15 protein-coding genes are annotated in these 18694 nt (G+C 65.4%); 10 read left to right on the top strand and 5 right to left on the bottom strand.

The features are described from left to right. The first annotated feature begins 216 nt into the window (after positions 1–216). Genes CH302_RS12690 through CH302_RS12705 form a run of 4 tightly spaced genes read left to right on the top strand, consistent with a single transcriptional unit; the run spans position 217 to position 6852 of the window. The gene (locus CH302_RS12690) at positions 217–2181 is read left to right on the top strand and encodes a hypothetical protein (RefSeq protein WP_094649953.1); all 1965 of its coding nucleotides are present in this window, start codon (positions 217–219) and stop codon (positions 2179–2181) included. Further along, positions 2178–3704: a hypothetical protein gene (locus CH302_RS12695; RefSeq protein WP_052048067.1), complete on the top strand. Its 1527-nt coding sequence runs from the start codon at positions 2178–2180 to the stop codon at positions 3702–3704. Before CH302_RS12690 ends, CH302_RS12695 begins: the two co-directional genes overlap by 4 nt. After that, positions 3701–5209: a glycosyltransferase gene (locus CH302_RS12700; protein WP_037195676.1), complete on the top strand. Its 1509-nt coding sequence runs from the start codon at positions 3701–3703 to the stop codon at positions 5207–5209. The genes CH302_RS12695 and CH302_RS12700 overlap by 4 nt, the downstream gene beginning before the upstream one ends. Continuing rightward, on the top strand, positions 5206–6852 hold the full coding sequence (locus CH302_RS12705) for a glycosyltransferase family 39 protein (RefSeq protein ID WP_176460697.1): 1647 nt from the start codon (positions 5206–5208) through the stop codon (positions 6850–6852). The genes CH302_RS12700 and CH302_RS12705 overlap by 4 nt, the downstream gene beginning before the upstream one ends. A gap of 10 nt (positions 6853–6862) precedes the next feature. Here the strand turns inward: CH302_RS12705 and CH302_RS12710 are convergent, their stop codons facing one another. From CH302_RS12710 to CH302_RS12725, 4 genes are all read right to left on the bottom strand, one after another. Continuing rightward, positions 6863–7591 (bottom strand): amino acid ABC transporter ATP-binding protein, encoded by a 729-nt coding sequence (locus tag CH302_RS12710; RefSeq protein WP_037195243.1) that lies wholly within the window; start codon positions 7589–7591, stop codon positions 6863–6865. 1 nt (position 7592) lies between these two features. Further along, positions 7593–9401 carry an ABC transporter substrate-binding protein/permease gene (locus tag CH302_RS12715; RefSeq protein ID WP_037195241.1) on the bottom strand — a complete coding sequence of 603 codons (1809 nt, stop codon included), beginning with the start codon at positions 9399–9401 and terminating at the stop codon, positions 7593–7595. Between the two features lie 85 nt (positions 9402–9486). Further along, the gene (locus CH302_RS12720) at positions 9487–10251 is read right to left on the bottom strand and encodes an LLM class F420-dependent oxidoreductase (protein WP_037195239.1); all 765 of its coding nucleotides are present in this window, start codon (positions 10249–10251) and stop codon (positions 9487–9489) included. Positions 10252–10303: 52 nt separating this feature from the next. Next, positions 10304–10813, bottom strand: coding sequence for a TIGR04338 family metallohydrolase (locus CH302_RS12725; protein WP_037195237.1), 510 nt, complete (start codon positions 10811–10813; stop codon positions 10304–10306). Positions 10814–10910: 97 nt separating this feature from the next. On the opposite strand from CH302_RS12725, the gene CH302_RS12730 reads away from it, so the two are divergent. From CH302_RS12730 to CH302_RS12755, 6 genes are all read left to right on the top strand, one after another. Continuing rightward, positions 10911–11636 (top strand): ATP-binding cassette domain-containing protein, encoded by a 726-nt coding sequence (locus CH302_RS12730; protein ID WP_037195236.1) that lies wholly within the window; start codon positions 10911–10913, stop codon positions 11634–11636. Further along, positions 11633–12382, top strand: a complete 750-nt coding sequence (locus tag CH302_RS12735) for an ABC transporter ATP-binding protein (protein WP_037195235.1) — start codon at positions 11633–11635, stop codon at positions 12380–12382. Before CH302_RS12730 ends, CH302_RS12735 begins: the two co-directional genes overlap by 4 nt. Continuing rightward, on the top strand, positions 12379–13893 hold the full coding sequence (locus CH302_RS12740; RefSeq protein ID WP_052048066.1) for an ABC transporter substrate-binding protein: 1515 nt from the start codon (positions 12379–12381) through the stop codon (positions 13891–13893). Before CH302_RS12735 ends, CH302_RS12740 begins: the two co-directional genes overlap by 4 nt. Before the next feature lie 3 nt (positions 13894–13896). Next, entirely contained in the window at positions 13897–15648 is a 1752-nt protein-coding gene (locus CH302_RS12745; RefSeq protein ID WP_052048065.1) for an ABC transporter permease subunit, read from the top strand. Next, positions 15645–16910: an MDR family MFS transporter gene (locus tag CH302_RS12750; protein WP_037195232.1), complete on the top strand. Its 1266-nt coding sequence runs from the start codon at positions 15645–15647 to the stop codon at positions 16908–16910. The genes CH302_RS12745 and CH302_RS12750 overlap by 4 nt, the downstream gene beginning before the upstream one ends. Positions 16911–16973: 63 nt before the next feature. Continuing rightward, the gene (locus CH302_RS12755; protein WP_082323848.1) at positions 16974–17786 is read left to right on the top strand and encodes a MerR family transcriptional regulator; all 813 of its coding nucleotides are present in this window, start codon (positions 16974–16976) and stop codon (positions 17784–17786) included. On the opposite strand, the gene CH302_RS12760 is transcribed toward CH302_RS12755, so the two are convergent. Further along, complete coding sequence (locus CH302_RS12760) at positions 17787–18605, bottom strand: DUF2786 domain-containing protein (protein ID WP_037195659.1); 819 nt, start codon at positions 18603–18605, stop codon at positions 17787–17789. Positions 18606–18694 lie beyond the last annotated feature (89 nt).

Here is an 18694-nt window from a genome sequence, read left to right on the forward strand (position 1 = left end):
GAATTAGTGCAGATTGTCGGGCACCGATCCGATGGAATGTGACGACGCTCGGGCGCGCCGCTCATTTACCCGAAATATTCTGTCGCCCTGGCGGTTCTGGAGTCGATTCGAGACCCGGGGGCGACAGTGGGTTGCTCCAGCACGTCGGAAAACGGTCCTACGCAGTAGAGTTCTGATTTTCGTTTCATCATCGAAGGCTGGATATCCCCCATGCGAATGGCGCGCATTGCATCGACGGCTGCTCTCGTCGTGGTTCCGCTTCTGCTTCCGGTCTCGGTCGTCTCGGCGCAACCGGCCGATCAGGAAGCCGACCGATTGACCTTCGCCGAATTGGGTCTGGGTCGATCCACCACCATCGATACGACCGGAGAACGCACTCGGCTGACGGTTCCGTCTCCCACGGGCTCGGTGCCGTCGACCCTCAGCGGTGTACTCACCACGCCGGCCTGGCTCGATCGAGGGTGGGTAGACGTCGAGTCGGACGGTCGACCGATCACCCGGATCACGCTCGACAACACGGCACCGACCACTCCGGTGTCCATTCCACTCGCTGCGGCAACGACGGTCGACGGAGTGATCGCACTCGATCTGATTCCGTCCCTGATTCCCGACGATCGCTACTGCCCCGATCCTGACTCCGATGCCATCCGATTGATCGACGCGACCGTGGACTATGAGGGACAACCGGCGGTGCCGGGGACCATTGCGGACTTTTTACCGGTAGTGCTGCGAACGCTCACGCTGTTCGTCCCCACGGATGCGGATCGCGAGACCATCACCGCTGCAACGATTGTGGCTTCCTCGGTGGTACACCATTACGGGGCGCAGCCGGTTCGGGTCGCGGTGCGGCCGGACAGCGAGCTGCAGGGAGCTGCTCCTGACGGTCCGCTCGAGAGGTCGGTCGTGCTGGCGAAGAACTCGGACGCCGGTGCCGAGCTGATCTATCCTGTCGAGCAGGCCCCGCCGCGCATGTATCTCACCGGTACCGGATCGGATCTGGTCGATCAGGCCCGTTTGATCACCAGCGATCTTTCCGAGATTGCCGTTGCCACTTCTGCCTTGGCAGGACCGTCCGCTCCGAAAGCGCAACTCGCCCCCGAATCGATCACGCTCGACGACCTCGGGATCGGCACGGTGACCGGTTCTGGCGGTGCCTCGGCGACCGCGTCCATCACGATCGACCAGACGCGGCTCGGCCGGTCTGCGTCCGACCTGTCCGTGCACCTGATCGGCAGCTACACACCGGGCGCGGGATCGGTGCGGGCCACGGTGAACGGGTCACCGCTCGCAGTGTGGGAGGCCGACGACACCGGTCGGCTCGACCGATGGATCGACATTCCGAATTCGGCACTGTCCCGCGTCGAGACGCTCGATATTTCCGTCGACCATCCGTCGACCGCAGGTGGCGGTGGTTGCTCCGCGGCCGCCGATACGAGTGTGACCGTGGACGGTTCGACTCTGGTGCGGTCGTCCGATTCCTCCACACCGGCCCCTCTCGGCCTGCGATCGATGCCGCAGGCGTTGATGCCGCAGTTCGAGATCGCACTGGCCGACGAGTCCTACGCGGGAGTCGTCCGAGCGGTCACGATGGCAACCGGGCTGCAGCGACTGTCGAGTCTGCCGCTGGTGCCGGAGGTCGTGTCCATGGATCAGGCGCTCGACGGTAGTGCTCCCGCATTGGTGATCGCGCCGGCCTCGGAATTGCCGGAGACAGTGACGCTTCCGCTGTCGTCGATCGACGAGACGACATTCCGGATCGCCGAGCCGGATTCCGCCGGCGGTGCCACCGAACTGACGGTCGACACGGATCAGCCCTTTGCGACGGTGCAGGTCACGTCGATACAGAACCATGCTGTTCTCGTGGGATCCTGGAACTCGGCACCGGACCGATTCGACGCCATGTTGTCCTGGCTCGACGGCGACCCGGCTCGGTGGTTCGCGCTCGACGGCGACATCGTGTTCGCCGCGCAGAACACCGAACCGATGTCACTGTCGAGCGCGGCACTGTCGGGTGCGGACGACACCGTAGCGGCGTCCGACGACACCTCCGATCGAACGACGGTGCTCCTCGTGGGAGTCGGTCTTGCGGTACTTGCAATCGCCTGCGTGGGCGCACTCGTGGTCGCGCTTCGAGCCCGCCGGTCGACGACCGAGCCGAGCCGGCACAGCGACTCGAGATGACGGTGGACACCGCACCGAACACCGGCGCGGAGCCGACGCCGACCGCGCCGCCTCGGTGGCGAGCTCGGCGTCCGCTCGACATCTTGGTCGTGCGCTGGGTGGTTCTGCTCACCTGTGTGGTTCTCGCATTCCTCCCCACCTGGGTACGGCTGGCGCAGGAGGCAGCCGACGGCGCCATCACCGCGTACATCTTCGTCTTGCCGCTGCTCGCTGTCGTTGCGGCGCAGGGGGTAGCGCGGCGTAGGGCCGACGAGCTGCCCATTCACGATCGTCAGACCGACAACATCGTCGGGGGTATCGGCTTGCTGGTGTCCATCGCCATCAAGGCGCTGTGGCTGCCGCGCTACGCGGACCAATACGAACTGGCGCATCTGGATGTTCTTGCGGCGCTTGCGTTCTTTTTCGGTGGCGCGATACTGATGTTCGGACTGCGGCCGGTGGGTCGGTTCTGGTCTGTCTGGCTGTTGCTGCTCGCGTTGAGTCCGCTCGGCTACCGATTGGTCGCCATCGGGTTGGGCGGAGGCCGCTTCGCGTACGCGGCGGTGATGGTGCTCTTGGCAGGTGTCGCCGGTGCCATCGCCGTCGGCCGAACAAGGCGCCGCGGCTGGCTCGGGTTCGGGTGCACCGCACTGTCCGGACTCGCAGTTGCTGCACTGATGTTGACACTGTGGCCACAGATCGACATCGTCTGGCTGCAGCTCGTCCCTACCGTCGGTGCGGCAACAATCACCGGAATCGCCTTCTATCTCGCTGCGCGTCGCGGCCGATTCGACGAACGTCGGCCGCGGCGCCTCGCTGTTCCGACGGCGAAGTGGTCGCCGAGCTCGATCGTCGTCGCCATCGTGGCGGCAGCGGTCCTCGCTCTCGTTCCCCTACCCGAACGCATCCCCGTGGCGGCACCGGTGGGACCACCCGGCCCGGTAGCGACCCCTCTTGCGGCACCGGTCGGATTCGGCCAGATCGATATTCGGCAATTCGATTGGGTCCGTGCGTTCTTCGGTACTCGTTCCACTCTGACTCGGCAGACGATGCGCGCCGACGAAGGCAATTCCGAGTGGGACGTGCGTTCGAGGCCGCGGACCGTGGTGGTCGACGTACTGTCGACCACCAATCTGGCAAGTCTGGCCGTCTATCCGGAGAGCACCCTGTATCGATTGACCAACACGCGCACGAGCCATCCCCTGACCATCGATCTCGGACGCGGGGTGACGGGTGCGCTCTACACCTCGGTCAGCGACGCGTTGCTGCTCACCTGGACCAAGCTCGTCTTCCATTGGCAGCGAGGCGATGTGATGCAACGCGTGACCGTCATCAGCGTCGACAATCACGATCTCGATGCCGTCTTCCCGCAACCGATGCCGTCGATGGCATCGAACCTCGGGACGTCGATCGGCACCTTCCTGCGGGGCAACGCCATCGCCATCGACGACGATCCGGAATACAAGGACCGTGAGCTGTTGACGACCTTCGGTACCGGGCTCGTTCGCCAGCAGTGGGCCCTGGCGAACGGTGCGTCGCGATGACCACCGCTGCCAGGGGGAAACGGCCGACTCCCCCGCGCGTCGGAACGGAAACCGAAGAGTTCCGAGCAGCTGCGCTCGACGACGCGATCAACGGGTTGGCCGATCGAAATCCGTTGGCGTCGGCGGCGATTGCATTCGTTCCCTGGCAGAAGTACACGGCAATCGGGGCTGCGCTGCTGCTCCTGGCCTGTGGAGTGATCGCCCCCGTCGGAACGCTGCTCGCGGTCACGGTCGTCTGCACCATCGGATATCTGTTGGCGATGATCGACCGCCTGTTGCTGTTCTCCCGTGGTCTGGACGCGTCGGCGATCGTCACGGTGACCGACGAGGAGGCACGGGCAGTTCCCGATGATCGGTTGCCGTACTACACCATTCTGGTCCCGGCGTACGACGAGCCGGAGGTGGTGGGCGACCTCATCGCGGCGATGACCGGACTCGACTATCCCGCCGACAAGCTGCAGGTTCTGTTGCTGCTCGAGGAGGACGACGAGGTGACCATCGAGGCGGCCGCGCGCAGCGGCGTCAGCGATCTGGTGGACGTGGTCCTGGTGCCCGCAGGGGACCCCCGCACCAAGCCGAAAGCCTGTAACTACGGATTGCATTTCGCCACCGGGACGATCGTGACGATCTTCGATGCCGAGGATCTGCCCGAGAGACTTCAACTGCGTCGCGTCGTCGCTGCTTTCGAGCGGCTGCCCGACACCGTGGCGTGCGTGCAGGCGAAGTTGGCGTTCCACAACGGTTCTCAGAATCTGTTGACCGGGTGGTTCACCGCGGATTACGCACTGTGGTTCGGGTACTTGCTGCCTGGTTTGATGGCCAGCACCTCGCCGATCCCCCTCGGCGGAACCTCCAATCATCTTCGACGCGATGTCATCGACGAGGTGGGGGCCTGGGACGGCTTCAACGTCACCGAGGACGCAGACCTCGGCGTGCGCATCGCAGCCTCGGGCTACTCGACGGCCGTACTGGACTCCACCACTCTCGAAGAAGCCAACAGCGATCCGATCAACTGGGTCCGTCAGCGCTCTCGTTGGTACAAGGGCTATCTGCAGACGTGGTTGGTGCACATGCGCAGACCGGTCGCGACGGTTCGTGCCCTCGGGCCGGTCGGCACCTATCGTTTCACATTGTTGCTCGCGGGAACTCCGATCACCGCGTGCATCAACATGGTCTTCTGGTTCACCACGGCGGCATGGATTCTCGGCCAGCCTGCATTGGTTGCCGAGCTGTTTCCGCCGTACATCTACTACTTCTCGTTGCTTTCTCTGGTGGTGGGCAACATCGCCACGGTGTACATGTATCTCATCGCGAGTCGAGAGAGCGACAACGCCTACCTGCTCGTTCCCAGCCTGACGATGCCCCTGTACTGGGTGATGATGAGCGTGGCCTCCATCAAGGGCTGTTGGCAGCTGGTGCGCAATCCGTCGTACTGGGAGAAGACGTTCCACGGCCTGTCCGGACCCGCCGCGGATTCGTCGGTCGGCGAAGAGCAGAACACGTGAATCGGCGCACCCCCTGGATCGTGTTCGGAAGCGCGCTGGCAGGCTACCTGGCGGTGGGGCTGACACTGAGCATGCGTTTCGGCTACCTGCTCGGCGACGCATTGTCGCGAACCTCGGCCGCGCAGGCGGTGCTGCTCAGCCGCGATCCGCACGTGTCGGCTGTCGGCTTCATCTTCACGCCGTTGACGGCCCTCGCGCAGTTGCCCATCGTCGCCTTCGCATCGTGGTGGCCGGCGATCACCCGGTGGAACATCTCCGGCATCGCGGTGTCGGCGGTCTTCATGGCCGGTGCAGTGGTGATGATTCATGGCATCTGCCGAGACCGCGGACTCGCCGGCCGATACAGCCTGCTGATCACCGTGGTCTTCGCGATCAACCCGATGATCGTCTTCTACGGTGCCAACGGCATGAGCGAGGCAGGCTTCCTGTTCTTCCTCTGCTGGGCCGTTCGACGGTTGATTCGATGGATGAACACCGACGACGTTCACGATCTCCTGCTGGCAGGCGTCGCGCTGGCTCTCGCCTTCCTCGCTCGCTACGAGGGCGTCGTTCCGATAGCTCTGGCCGCGGTACTGGTGGCGGTCGTCACGGTGCTACGTCGGGGTCGAACACACTGGAAAAGCATGCGGCGCAGAGCAATTCTGGATGCAGTACTCGTCGCCGGGCCCGGCACGGCAGTGTTTCTCGTGTGGATAACCACGAGCTGGCTGATCACCGGTGAGGCGCTGGCCCAGCTGTCCTCGAGCTACGGAAACGCCGCGATCCTGACTCAGTCCGGTGGGTCCAGTGGTGACCTGATCGGCACCGGCCTGTTCTCGCTCGCTGCGGTCGTCGTATTGGGACCGACCTTGCTGGTGACGCTCCCGCTCGCCGTGGTGCTGGCGATGCGTCGACGAGACCTCGAATTCGTGGTGGCACCATTGCTTTTCGGTGGGGTGATCGGGTTCCAAGCCGCGAGCTACATCGCCGGCTCGACATTCGGCTTCCTGAGATTCTTCATCTGCGCCGTTCCGTTGGCCGCCGTCGTTGTGCTGCAACTGTTTCCGGCTGCCGGAGATCAGCCCACCCGGCGCGCGGGTGCTTATTTCAGGCACCGCCCCGCGCTGCCGCCGCTGCGTCCTGCCGCCGCGGCAGCGGCAATGACGGTCTGCGCACTGGCTCTTCCGGTGACGGGGTGGGCGATGGTGCAGCCGTCGTTGTCCAGCCAGCAGTACGCCCTCGGCAGTCTTCTCGACGAGGATCCCCCGGCCGACGATCCCCAGGCGATGGCGGCACGTCGAGTGATCGATTCCTTCTCCACCGAACGTCGACTGGCGTCGTACCTCGACAGTCAGAACCTCCCCGAAGGTTCGATTCTCGTCGACACCGTCTACGGGTTCGCCATCGTGGCAGCGTCGAAACACCCGAAGCAGTTCGTGGTTCCGTCCGATCTGGACTTCACCAAGATCCTCAACGACCCGGCATCCGCAGGCGTGCAGTATCTGCTGACGGTGCCGAACGAGGGCCGTGGTGTATCCGACGCGGTCAACCGGCGATATCCGACGGTCTACGACAACGGCGCCGATCTGTATCCACTCGTGCTCGAAGTTCCGAACGATGGCGCCGACCAGCCGGACTGGCGTGTGTACCGGGTACCGAACTGATCGAGTCTCGCTACAGCACCTGCGAGAGGAACGTCTTCAGTCGGTCGGTGTGCGGATCGTCGAACAACTGCTCCGGCGTTCCGGTTTCGACGGCGCTGCCGTGATCCATGAACAGCACCCGGTTGGACACCGATCGCGCGAATCCCATTTCGTGGGTCACCACCACCATGGTCATTCCGCCCTTCGCGAGGTCGGCCATCAATGCCAGCACGCCCTTGACCAACTCGGGGTCGAGAGCGGAGGTGGCCTCGTCGAAGAACATCACCTCGGGCTTCATGGCCAGTGCTCGCGCGATGGCGACGCGCTGCTGCTGTCCGCCGGAGAGATTGCCCGGACGCGAATCCGCCTTGTTGGCCAAACCGACCAACTCGAGCTGATCCATCGCGGCCGCGCGAGCCGCCTCCTTGGACAGGCCGAGCAGCTTCTGTGGGCCGAGGGCGATGTTGTCGGCAACGCTCTTGTGCGGGAACAGGTTGAACTGCTGGAACACCATGCCGATGCGTTGCCGCAACTGGTCGGGGTTGTCCTTCAGCACCGATTTGCCGTCGAGCAGGATGTCGCCCTGCTCAGGCTCGTGCAGTCGATTGAGAGCACGCAGCAGCGTCGACTTGCCCGAGCCCGACGGTCCGATGACCGTCGTGGTCGTGCCGGCCGGGACGTCGATGCTCACCCCGCGCAGCACCTTGTTGGTACCGAAGGACAGGTGAATGTCCTTGCCCACGAGCGAAACAGAAGTCATGTCAGCCTCTTTCCACGACGACGGCCTGCTCGACCGGGTCCAGCGTCTGCTCGGCCTTGCCGGTGCGCAGTCGCTTGTCGATGTAGTTCACGAGATGGGTGAGCGGCACTGTCAGCACCAGGTAGAACAATCCGGCCGCGACGAGCGGGGACAGGTTTCCGGTCTGCGCGTTGAGATCTCGACCGACGGCGAACAGCTCGCGCTGGGTGGCGAGCAGTCCGAGGAAGTAGATCAACGACGAGTCCTTGATCAGCGAGATGAACTGGTTCATCAGAGCCGGCAGGACGCGTCGAACACCCTGCGGGACGACCACCAGGTTCATCGATCGACGTTGGCTGAAGCCCAGTGCCCGTGCCGCTTCCATCTGTCCGGCTTCGACGCTCTGGATACCGGATCGGAAAATCTCGCCGATGTACGCGGCGGCGAGCAGCGAGAGTGCCGCAGCGCCGAGCCAGTACGGGTTGCCGCCGGTCACACTCTGCACCACCGGTCCGATGCCGAGTCCGATGATCAGAATGATGACCACCGCGGGCAGTCCGCGTAAAATGTCGGTGTAGACGCGAGCGGGCCAGCGCAGCCAGCGCGTGCGAGAGAGGCCGGCCAGGGCCAGCAGCATGCCCAGGACCGTACCGATGATGCCCGACGCCAACGCCAGAATCAGCGTGTTGGGCAGACCCACCTTGAACAGGTCGGGGATGGCGGACTTGTACAGCGACCAGTCGAAGAACGTGTCCCCCAGCTGCGCGAGCGTGGATTTGGGTTGAACGGCAACGGCTTCGGGAGCATTCGCGTCGTTCTGTGCTGCGATGGCGGCGAAGTCGGGTAGCTCCGGCTCGGGGGCGGCCTTGCTTCCCGGCTTGAACCCGTCGGGCAATTCGCGAGGAACCCAGTCGGAGTACAGCGTGGCCCACGTGCCGTCGGCGATCACCGCGTCGAGGCCGGAGTTCAGCGCATCGATCAGCGGTTGATTGTCGCGGGCGACGGCCCAGCCGACGAAGTTGTTCAGCGAGAACGTGTTCTGCGTGATCGCCGTGCCGTCTTCCGGCTTGACCAAGCCCTCCGCCTGCTGGGACGGGGCCACCCACGCGTCGATCTGACCGGTCCGCAGATTGGCGTAGGCGGTGTTGTAATCCGGGAACTTCACCGGATCGAGGCCGAGCGTGTTCACCACGTAGTCGTCCTGAACGGTGCCCTGCACCACGCCGATCCTGCTGCCCGCGTTCAGGTCCTCGAACCTGCTGATCGGGCCGCCGGTCTGAGCAACGAGTGAGAAGTAGCCGAAGTCGTAGCCGTTGGTGAACCCGACGGTGTTGCGGCGCTCGTCCGTCGTTGTGATCGAGGACGAACCGACGTCGAAACGGCGGCCCGCAACCTGCGCGAGCAGACCCGAGAACTCGGTACCCGAGAAGTTGATCTGCAGGCCGAGCTTGTCGGCGACGGCCTTCAGCAGCTCGTTGTCGTAGCCGGTGTACTGGCCGGCCGAGTCCAGGCAGATGCTGGGCGGGGCGTCGGACAGGGTGCCGACGGTCAGCACTCCCGGCGTCGCCAATCCCAGAGCGTTCGTGTCCACTCGGTCCAGCGGAGTGACGTTCTCCGTCGTGTACCTGTCCTCCGTCGCGGCCGCTGCGGCAGCGTCGAAGTTCGTCGGGGTGGACGACGCACTGTCGACGCCGGGAGGGGCGCACAGGTCGGTCGGACCTGCAGCCGCCTGATCATCGGAGTTCGACGTGCCACACGCGGCGAGCGTGAGGGCCATCAACAGTCCGAGAACGAGAACCACGAGCGCGCGTGAGGCGCGTACGGCAACCATGGACAAAACCCTAAGCGGACCAGGGCCCACTCACCCAAACGCGCCACGCGCAAGGGTTTCGCTCAGCGAACTGGAGTGGGCTGGCTTACTTGTGCGAGTCCCGCCACGCGATGGCCTGGCCCAGCTCGGCCAGGTCGTACTCGGGTCCGTTGACGCCGACGGTGAACAGCGTTGCTCCGGCGTCGACGAAGTCCTGAGCGTTATCCGCGCCGGGCCACGAGACCGACCGGGTGATTCCCGAGACGTCGCGTCCGACGGTGGTGCCGTGCTCGGCGAGGATCTCCGACTTGCGCTTCAGCGCCTCGAGGTCGGCGAAGCTGTGCCAGATGTGCGCATATTCGGCCACCATCTTCAGTGTCTTCTTCTCCCCGCCGCCGCCGATGAGAATCGGGATGTCGCGGGTGGGGGCCGGATTTCCGACGTCGAGGCGGTGGCGGATTCTGGCGAGGCTCTCTTTCAGCAATGCCAGACGCGAACCGGCCGTGCCGAATTCGTACCCGAAGTTGTCGTAGTCCTTCTCGTTCCAGCCGGCACCGATTCCGAGGATCAAGCGGCCCCCGCTGATGTGGTCGACTGTGCGCGCCATGTCGGCCAACAGATCCGGATTGCGGTAACCGCCGCCGGTGACGAGTGCGCCGATCTCGACGTTCGACGTCTGCTCGGCCCAGGCACCGAGCATCGTCCAGCACTCGAAATGCGCGCCGTCGAGATCGCCGTACAGCGGATAGAAATGGTCCCAGTTGAAGACGATGTCGACGCCCGCATCCTCCGACCGCAACACCGCGTCGCGGATGAGTTGGTAATCGGGAGCGTGCTGGGGCTGAAGCTGAACACCGATCTTGACGGTCATGAAGGTCTCCTCGTCGTGTGGGCTGCGTCTCCCATGATGCACCCGAAAACCACTAGCCGATGCGGACGCCGCTCTCGGCCATCATCGCCCGCAGCACGAACCCGGCCTCGGAGCCGACGATCTCGCTGACGAGCGTGATGTAGCGATCGACGAATGCGCCTCCGTGTTGCTGCTCGTTCTCGTCTGCGAAGTGGTGCGCAAGCTCGTGCAGAACCACCAGTTCTCGCAGCGCCCACGCTCTGTTGCCGTGATGCAAGGGAACGGCGATGGTGGCCGTGTCCGGTTCGTAGTGCGCAGCACCCGATCCCGAGCGGGCTCGGACGGTGATCGTGCGGCCGGCCTCGGGCCACGTGGCCGCCACCCACTCCAATGCGAGTACTGCGTCGACGTACGCCTGCACCGAGTCGATGGAGGCGAACTTGCGCTCGATCGGCAGCGTGATCTGCGAACCCATCACCTGCACCATGCGAAGGCCCCGCTCCTCGGCGCGATCGAACATGGTGCGGACCAGTTGTTCTGCGTCGTAGACGGCCGCTCGCTGCGCGTCCCTCGCCCTGCTCATCCGGCCAGCCTAATTTGTGTGGTCCGTCCGGCTCGCCTACAGTCTCCTATCGATAACGATTGTCGAATTCGTTCCATGCCTAGGCTGAGGAGATACCGTGCTGGCCGTCGATGACCTCTGCATCGATGCCGGACGTACCCGCATCGCCCGGCACGTGTCCTTCGAGATCCCCGCGGGTCGACGCCTCGGCCTGCTGGGCGCGTCGGGATCGGGAAAGTCGCTGATCGCGTCGGCACTGGTCGGAGCGCTGCCACCGGGCATCACCTGCACCGGCCGCATCACCGTCGACGGCCACGACGTCGCCGGAGTTCCGACGCCCCGCAGGCCGCGCACCGCCCGACCGGCGATGGTCTTCCAGGATTCGGCCACCGCGCTCAACCCGATGGTCACCGTCGGAAGGCAACTACGCACTCCCGACGCCTCGGCACTGCTCGAGCGCGTGGGTCTGCGCGACACCGAACGCATCCTGGCCTCGCACCCCCTCGAGCTGTCCGGCGGCCAACGTCAACGCGTCTGTATCGCAGTCGCATTGGCGCGCACGAGCCCACTGGTGATCGCGGACGAGCCGACGACGGCGCTCGACGTGATGAGCCAGGCGCGGGTTCTCGACGCTCTGCGGGAGGTGCCATCGCTGCTGATGATCACACACGACATCGCCGTCGCCGCGCAGCTGTGTGATCACCTGATGGTTCTCGATTCGGGGCGCATCGTCGAATCCGGTTCCACGGCAGAGATTCTCGGTAGGCCGGAATCCGATCTCGTGGTACGCATGCTCGATCGAGCTCGCGCCGCCGACCCATTCCGTCAGCTGGTGGCGCGATGAGTGCGGGCTTGACGGCCACGGGTATCACTCGCACCTACGTTCGGCACGGCTCGTCTCGGACCGCAGTGAACGGTGTCTCGTTCACGCTGCCGCCGGACGGTCGAACAGGAGTAGTCGGCGAATCCGGTTCGGGGAAGACCACGTTGTTGCGCATGCTGTTGGCGTTGGATGTGCCCTCTGAAGGAGCCATCGAAGTGGACGGGCGCACAGTACGTCCCGGTTCCGTGCGATCGCTCCGATGGTTTCGCAGACTCGTGCAGTACGTACCCCAAGATCCTGCGACCAGCCTCGACCCACGCCGCAGTGTCCTGGATCTGGTGGCGACGCCGCTGCGACTACTCGGCGTCGACGGCGATCATCAAGCCAAGGCAGGTGCCGCACTCGCTGCCGTCGGACTGGACGAGCGTTATCTGGAGCGCCGACCGCCGGAACTGTCCGGCGGTCAGAATCAACGCGTCGCGATCGCTCGTGCGGTGGCATGCGAACCGCGGTACCTGCTGGCGGACGAGCCGGTCAGCGGACTGGACCCTGATCTGCGCGAGCAGGTCCTCGCAGTCCTGGCCGGACTGCCCAGCGCAGTGCTGATCGTCAGCCACGACCTGTCGGCGGTCGCTCGACTGTGCAGCGACGTGTCGGTCATGCACGAAGGCCGGATCGTCGAAACCGGCAGCGTGAGAGACATTCTCACCGAACCGCAGCACTTCCGCACCCGAGATCTGATCGACGCCGTACCCCGGCTTGCATGATTATCACAGGAGATCCATTGACCACCACACTGTTGTCTACCAACGTGTTCCGCATCGGCACCCTGGCAGCGGTAGGTGCACTCACGCTCACCGGCTGCTTCTCTTCGGGTGCTGTCGACGACACCGCAGATCGGGCCCGCGTCGCGATGCTGCAACCGCCACGCTCGGGGCTCTCGCAGTTCAGCGACGATGCCTTCAAGCTCTCACGCTGGTCCACCGCCGAAACTCTCGTCACCCTCGACGATCTCGGTGATGCTCAGCCCGGTTTGGCCACCGACTGGAGCCGCGTCGACGAGCGCACCTGGAGTTTCGACCTCCGACCCGACGTGAGGTTCCACAACGGTGCGCCACTCGACTCCGCCGCCGTCGTCACCGCACTGACTGCTGCTACTACCGCCGCGCCGAAGCCGCGCATCCTCGACGGCGTCGAGCTGACGGTGACCGCCACCGACGACGACACGGTGGAGGTGGCCACCGAGGACATCGATCCACTGGTGCCGCAACGACTCTCGAGCCCACAGCTCGCCATCTTGGCACCTGCGGCCTACTCTGCCGGCGGCAGTGACCCCGTCGGAACCGGCAGCGGACCGTTCGTGCTCACCGGAGTGAGCGGCACATCCAGTGCCACGCTGGACCGCAACGACAACTACTGGGGTGAGCCCGCGAAGCTCGCCGGCATCGACGTCGACTTCGTGCCCGACGGTACGGCCCGCGCAGCAGCGCTACGCAACGGCACCGCCGATGTGGTGGAGGCCATTCCGGTGTCGCAGGCCGGCAACATCGACCCGTCACTGGTGCACGAGGTTCCGATGCCGCGCACCAACACCCTGTACCTGAACACGTCGGCCGGCGTATTCGCGGATCCGGCCATGCGTGCCGCCGCGCGGGAGTCGGTGGACAAGGATCGTCTGGTCGAGCAGGTCTACGAGGGCCGCGCAGACGCAGCGAACGGACTGCTCGGCCCCGCGCTGCCGTGGGCGGCGGACCGTCCCGCGCGCACCGAGACACCGGCGGGCGATGCCACCGGTAAGAAGATCACGCTCGCCACGTTCACCGACCGCGCCGAACTTCCCGAGGTCGCCGTGCTGCTGCAGCAAGAACTCGAGGCGAAGGGCTTCGTGGTCGAGCAGGTGGTGCGCGAATACCAGTTCATCGAAACCGACGCTCTCAGTGGCGCATTCGATGCCTTCATCCTCTCCCGCGCCACCGTCCTCGATTCCGGTGACCCGGTGGCATACATGTACTCCGACTTCGCCTGCGAGGGATCGTTCGACATCTCCCAGTTCTGCGACCCGCAGGTCGACGCGGCGCTGGCAGACGCCTCGGCCACCGAACCCGGAGACGACCGCCGCGCCGCGATCTCGGCCGCCGAGAAGCTCATCCTGGAGAAGGATGCGGCTGTGCCGATGCTGCACGAACGCGTCATCCAGGGCGAATCCGCAGGCCTCACCGGTGTCGCCCGCGATCCGCGGGAACGCACGCTCATCACCAACCAGACCGCCTTCGAGTAAGCAGTGAGAACAACCGTCTCGCGGCTGGTTGCCGTCGCCGGTGTCGTCATCCTCGTCGGGATGCTGCCGTGGCTGTCGAATCGCGATCCGGCACTGAGCATTCTGCGGGCCCGTTCGGCCGAACAGGAAGCAACCCCCGAGGCCCTGGCGGCCATTCGCGGCGACCTCGGCCTCGACGCCGGGCCGCTGCGGATGTTCTGGGACTGGCTCACCGGCATCGCGTCGGGCAATCCCGGAACATCGTGGAACACAGGGCAGCCGGTGCTGCCAGGGGCGCTCGATGCGCTACTGGTGTCGATGACGCTGATGGGCTTCGCGATGCTCGTTGCGATCGCCGTCGCCGCCCTCGTGGTCGTCCCCAGCGTCCGGGCCGGACTGCGCGGCACCCCGAAACGCACCGGTGGCGGCGTCGCCGCAGCGCTGACCTCGATGCCGGAGTTTCTGCTCGCGTCGGTACTCGTTGTTCTCGGTGCCGTGTGGCTGTCGTTTCCGGCCTACGGATGGAGCGGGCCCGAGTACGCGGTGCTACCTGCGCTCGCGCTCGGGTTGCCTGCGGGCGGGCTGATCGGGCGACTGCTCGCCGACGCGATCGCCGTCACCTTCACCGAGGGGTGGGTCATCACGTGGACCGTCGCAGGCTTCTCACGGCCCCAGATCGCCGGTGCTGTCCTGCGCCGCGCCCTCCCGGGCCTCGCGTCGCAGATCGGTCTGGTGATGGTCGCCATGACCGGCGGCGCAGTGGCCGTCGAAAAGGTCTTCGCCATACCGGGATTGGGCCGCACCACTCTGGGCGACGCGCAGTCGCAGGATCTTCCCGCCCTGCAGATCGACATCATCCTTCTGCTGGCCGTCAGCGCAGCTCTCGGCATCGCGGCCGAGATCGGCCGGCGTCTGCTCCTCGGCAGCGCACTGCACGAGAAGGCGATGCCCATCCCGTCCGGCGTCTTCCACCCGTCATCGCGGCGCTGGGTGGTGCCGATCGCTGCGGCCTCGCTCCTACTGGTCATGATTCTTGCCGGACTCCCCCGAGACGGCCAGGCGACGACGCGGGAGAAGTTCGCGGCCCCATCACCGGCCCACCCCTTCGGAACGGACGCGTCGGGTCGAGATCTGTTGGCCCGCGTCGCCGACGGCGCACTGCGGTCGATCGGTCTGTCGCTGGCTGTCACGCTCGGGGCCCTGGTGGTCGGCGTGCTGCTGGGACTGGTTCCGCGGGCATCGCGTGGTCTGGTCGAGGTGACCAATGCGGCACCGCCGGTGGTCACCGGCATTCTGATCGCAGCGATCTGGGGTCCGAGTGCAGGCGGGGCGGCCGTCGCCGTTCTCATCGTCACGTGGGCTCCGCTCGCCGCGCACACTGCCGCTCTCGTCGAGGAGACCCGCGCTCGGCCGTACATCTCCATCCTGCCGACACTCGGGGCAGGGAACGCGCGAATCCTGTTCGGCTCCATCGTGCCCAGCGTCGTTCCGGTAGTGCTGCGGCACGCCATGATTCGTCTGCCCGGCGTCGCTCTCGCTCTCGCGGCCCTCGGATTCCTCGGCCTCGGACCGCAACCCCCCACTGCGGATTGGGGATTGATACTGTCCGACGGGGTCGCGGCCGTCGAGCGAGCACCCTGGGTCACCGCCGCTCCGCTCGCGTCCTTGATCGCACTCGCGGTTCTCGCAGTCTCGCTCGCCGGTGCCACCTCGGGGCGTGTGCGCAAGACCGGTAGCGTCGTCGAGAAAGTCGACGCAGGAGGGCGCGTTACATGAGTTCGAAGACCGACAGATCGCCGACGCGATGGCGGTGGTCATTTCTGGTCGATCTGCGGCGCGCCACCCCCACCGTCCGGTTGCTCGTCCTCACCCAAATGACCTTCAACATCGGCTTTTTCATGGTGTTGCCCTATCTGTCGGTGCATCTGACGGGCGACCTCGGGCTCGGCGCCGCACTCGTCGGAGTGGTCCTCGGGATCAGGACCTTCTCGCAGCAGGGACTGTTCTTCGTCGGTGGCACCCTCGCCGATCGATGGGGCATCAAACCGGTCGTTCTCGTCGGCTGTGCTCTGCGGGTACTGGGATTCGTGGGTCTCGCTTTCGCCGATTCGCTGCCTGCCGTGCTGATCGCCACGGTAGCAATCGGATTTGCGGCCGCATTGTTCTCTCCCGCAGTCGAATCCGCAGTGGCGATCGAGGCGGGCAAGAGCGAACGCGACGGCGGACCAACCCGTGTCGAGAGCTTCGCGCTGATGTCGGTGTGCAGTCAGATCGGCTCGTTCACCGGCCCACTCGTCGGATCGGTACTGCTGCTCGTCGATTTCAGGATCGCGTGCCTCGTGGCTGCGGCGATCTTCGTTCTGGTCATCGCCGCTCACGTGCGGTGGCTGCCGCGTGAGCGCGGCGAACATCGTGACGACCCATGGCTGTCGGGCTGGACCGACGTGGTGCGCAACCGGACCTTCGTGCTGTTCGCGGTGGCGATGAGCGCGCAATTGGTGGCCTACAACCAGCTGTACCTGCTGCTGCCTCTCGAGGTCGAACGCGCCTGGGGCTCGCAGACCGTGCTGGGCTGGTTCTTCGCGATCTCGGCAGTACTGGTGGTATCGGCGCAACTGCCCATCACCCGACGCGTCGCCGGGGTATCACCGCGGGTCACGTTGCCGATCGGATTCGCCGTCATGGCAGCGTCGTTCGCGCTCGTCGCGGCCACCTCCCCCCTCGAGCTGCAGGGCGTGGTGGGTCTCGTCCCGGCCGCCCTGTTCGTCCTGCTGCTGGCGCTGGGTCAGATGATCGCCATGCCACAGGCCAGGGATCTGGTGCCGCGCATGGCCGCCGAACGTCGACTGGGCTCGTACTACGGATTCATGGCCTCACTCGGGGGCATCGGCGTGCTCATCGGATCGACCGCACTCGGTGTGGTCATCGACGCCGCCCCCGACACCGGCTGGGGCGCAGCCATCCCGTGGCTGGTCGCGGCCCTGTTCCCCATCGCGAGTGTCATCGGACTTCGGTTGGTGCTCGCGCGCCTCGACTGACCCGTCACGCTCCTCCTCGGGGAGAGTCGACTCTCCCCCACCGGGAGGGGTCAGAATGTCGACATGAACGGATTGCTGACGATCGGCGAGTTCTCTCGCATCACGCACCTGTCGGTCAAGACTCTGCGGCGCTATCACGAGTCCGGGTTGCTCGAACCTGCCACCGTCGACGACTTCACCGGCTACCGGTACTACGCCACGGATCAGGTCGCCACGGCGCAGATCATCAGACGGTTCCGCAGCATGCAGATGCCCGAGCGTGAGGTGCGGGCGATCGTCACCACGCCGCATCCCGACGCCCGAGCCCGGTTGATCACCGAACACCTCACTCGGCTCGAGCGGCAGTTGGACGACACCCGATCAGCGGTGACGGCGCTGCGTCGGTTGTTGGATCCGACACCGCCCACTATCGAGGTACGACGCATACTCACCGAACAGTGTTCGGTTGCAGCAGTTTCCGAGGTGGTCGACGCGTCCGAGGTGCTCGGCTGGTACAGCACGGCAATGGCCGAGATCGATGCGGCCGGAGTCGAGCCGACGGGTCCTGCGGGTGGGTTGTACGACAACGAGTTGTTCACCGAGGGCCGCGGGATCATGACGGTCTACGTTCCCACGCTGAATACGCTGTCTGTCAACAGGATTCGGCCGCTGACGCTGCAGCCCACCGAACTCGCCGTGACGGTACATCACGGGCCTCATGACGATATCGACGTCACCTACGGCGCTCTCGGGGTGTACGTCGAGACCAACGGCCTCGCCATCGCGGGGCCCGTTCGCGAGGTCTACGCCGTCGGGCCACGCGATACCGAGGATTCGACGTCGTGGCGCACCCACATCGGATGGCCGGTGTTCGCGGCCTCGGCCCGAACGCAGTAGTCAGCGACCCAACTGCCTGCTTGCTCCGTCGATTTCTGCATGACCACCGATTCTTGCGTTTCGCCCCGCTCGATCCCCGGCCCTTCGGGCACCCTCGGAGTAGCCGGCGTTGGCGCTCTGGCCCCGCCAGTGTCCGCGCGCGGTCGATGTCTGTCGGTAGTAGTCGCGTAGTTCGATCTCTTTGTTGCGCAACACCAGTGCCGTCCCAGCACCCTGTTGTTCCTGCTCGATGGCCTTGGCCTCGGTGTCCTTCTTCACTTCGCCGAGCCGTTGACCGATGCGCGACGCGAACGCGGTCTGAAAGTTCAGCCGTGCCGTCACGGCAGCGACGGGCACTTCCTCGCGCCGGGTGTAGCGTCGACGATTCTTGATTTCGGTGACGGTGCGGATGGCTGTCTCGGATCGGTAGGCGCCGGACTTGATGTACGCGTCCGAGGCTCGCACCATCTGAATCAGCAGCGAGGAATAGAGGGCCTCGGTGGTCTCGATGTCGGAGTCGAAACCGTAGGCGAACACCTGCGTCGACGATCGGGACACATCGCACTGGACGTCGTTGGCGTGGGCGATGGCCACGAACAGTTGCACATAGGTCTTGAGCCCACGCTTGCCCGGCTCTCCGATGGGGACGACCTTCTGGCTGGGCGTCGCCTGCCGCTCCCTGGATGCACTGTGCGAACGAGCAACCGCCAGATCGACCGACGCCGACGTGGCCAAACGCTGAGCGGCCTCCATGAAGGCCTCGGCCTCGTGTGGATTGTCGGTGGACTCGGCCTGGCGTAGCAGTCCGCCGATCCGCGTCAGCATCTTGTCCGAACTCATGAGCGAGAGGCTACCGGCCGACTCCGACACATCCGGGTTGACCGATTCAGGAACGCGATAACGACCACCATTCGGTGCATTGTGTGCCA

Origin of the sequence: Rhodococcus sp. 15-2388-1-1a, from assembly GCF_002259145.1 — a bacterium.
Lineage (GTDB): Bacteria > Actinomycetota > Actinomycetes > Mycobacteriales > Mycobacteriaceae > Rhodococcoides.

What these genes read in the sequence shown, in the direction of transcription:
- CH302_RS12735 (WP_037195235.1), top strand. Translation starts at nt 11,633, where the DNA reads ATGAGTGCGGGCTTGACGGCCACGGGTATCACTCGCACCTACGTTCGG.
- CH302_RS12760 (WP_037195659.1), bottom strand. Translation starts at nt 18,605, where the DNA reads ATGAGTTCGGACAAGATGCTGACGCGGATCGGCGGACTGCTACGCCAG.
- CH302_RS12740 (WP_052048066.1), top strand. Translation starts at nt 12,379, where the DNA reads ATGATTATCACAGGAGATCCATTGACCACCACACTGTTGTCTACCAAC.
- CH302_RS12715 (WP_037195241.1), bottom strand. Translation starts at nt 9,401, where the DNA reads ATGGTTGCCGTACGCGCCTCACGCGCGCTCGTGGTTCTCGTTCTCGGA.
- CH302_RS12690 (WP_094649953.1), top strand. Translation starts at nt 217, where the DNA reads ATGGCGCGCATTGCATCGACGGCTGCTCTCGTCGTGGTTCCGCTTCTG.
- CH302_RS12710 (WP_037195243.1), bottom strand. Translation starts at nt 7,591, where the DNA reads ATGACTTCTGTTTCGCTCGTGGGCAAGGACATTCACCTGTCCTTCGGT.
- CH302_RS12720 (WP_037195239.1), bottom strand. Translation starts at nt 10,251, where the DNA reads ATGACCGTCAAGATCGGTGTTCAGCTTCAGCCCCAGCACGCTCCCGAT.
- CH302_RS12700 (WP_037195676.1), top strand. Translation starts at nt 3,701, where the DNA reads ATGACCACCGCTGCCAGGGGGAAACGGCCGACTCCCCCGCGCGTCGGA.
- CH302_RS12695 (WP_052048067.1), top strand. Translation starts at nt 2,178, where the DNA reads ATGACGGTGGACACCGCACCGAACACCGGCGCGGAGCCGACGCCGACC.
- CH302_RS12750 (WP_037195232.1), top strand. Translation starts at nt 15,645, where the DNA reads ATGAGTTCGAAGACCGACAGATCGCCGACGCGATGGCGGTGGTCATTT.
- CH302_RS12755 (WP_082323848.1), top strand. Translation starts at nt 16,974, where the DNA reads ATGAACGGATTGCTGACGATCGGCGAGTTCTCTCGCATCACGCACCTG.
- CH302_RS12725 (WP_037195237.1), bottom strand. Translation starts at nt 10,813, where the DNA reads ATGAGCAGGGCGAGGGACGCGCAGCGAGCGGCCGTCTACGACGCAGAA.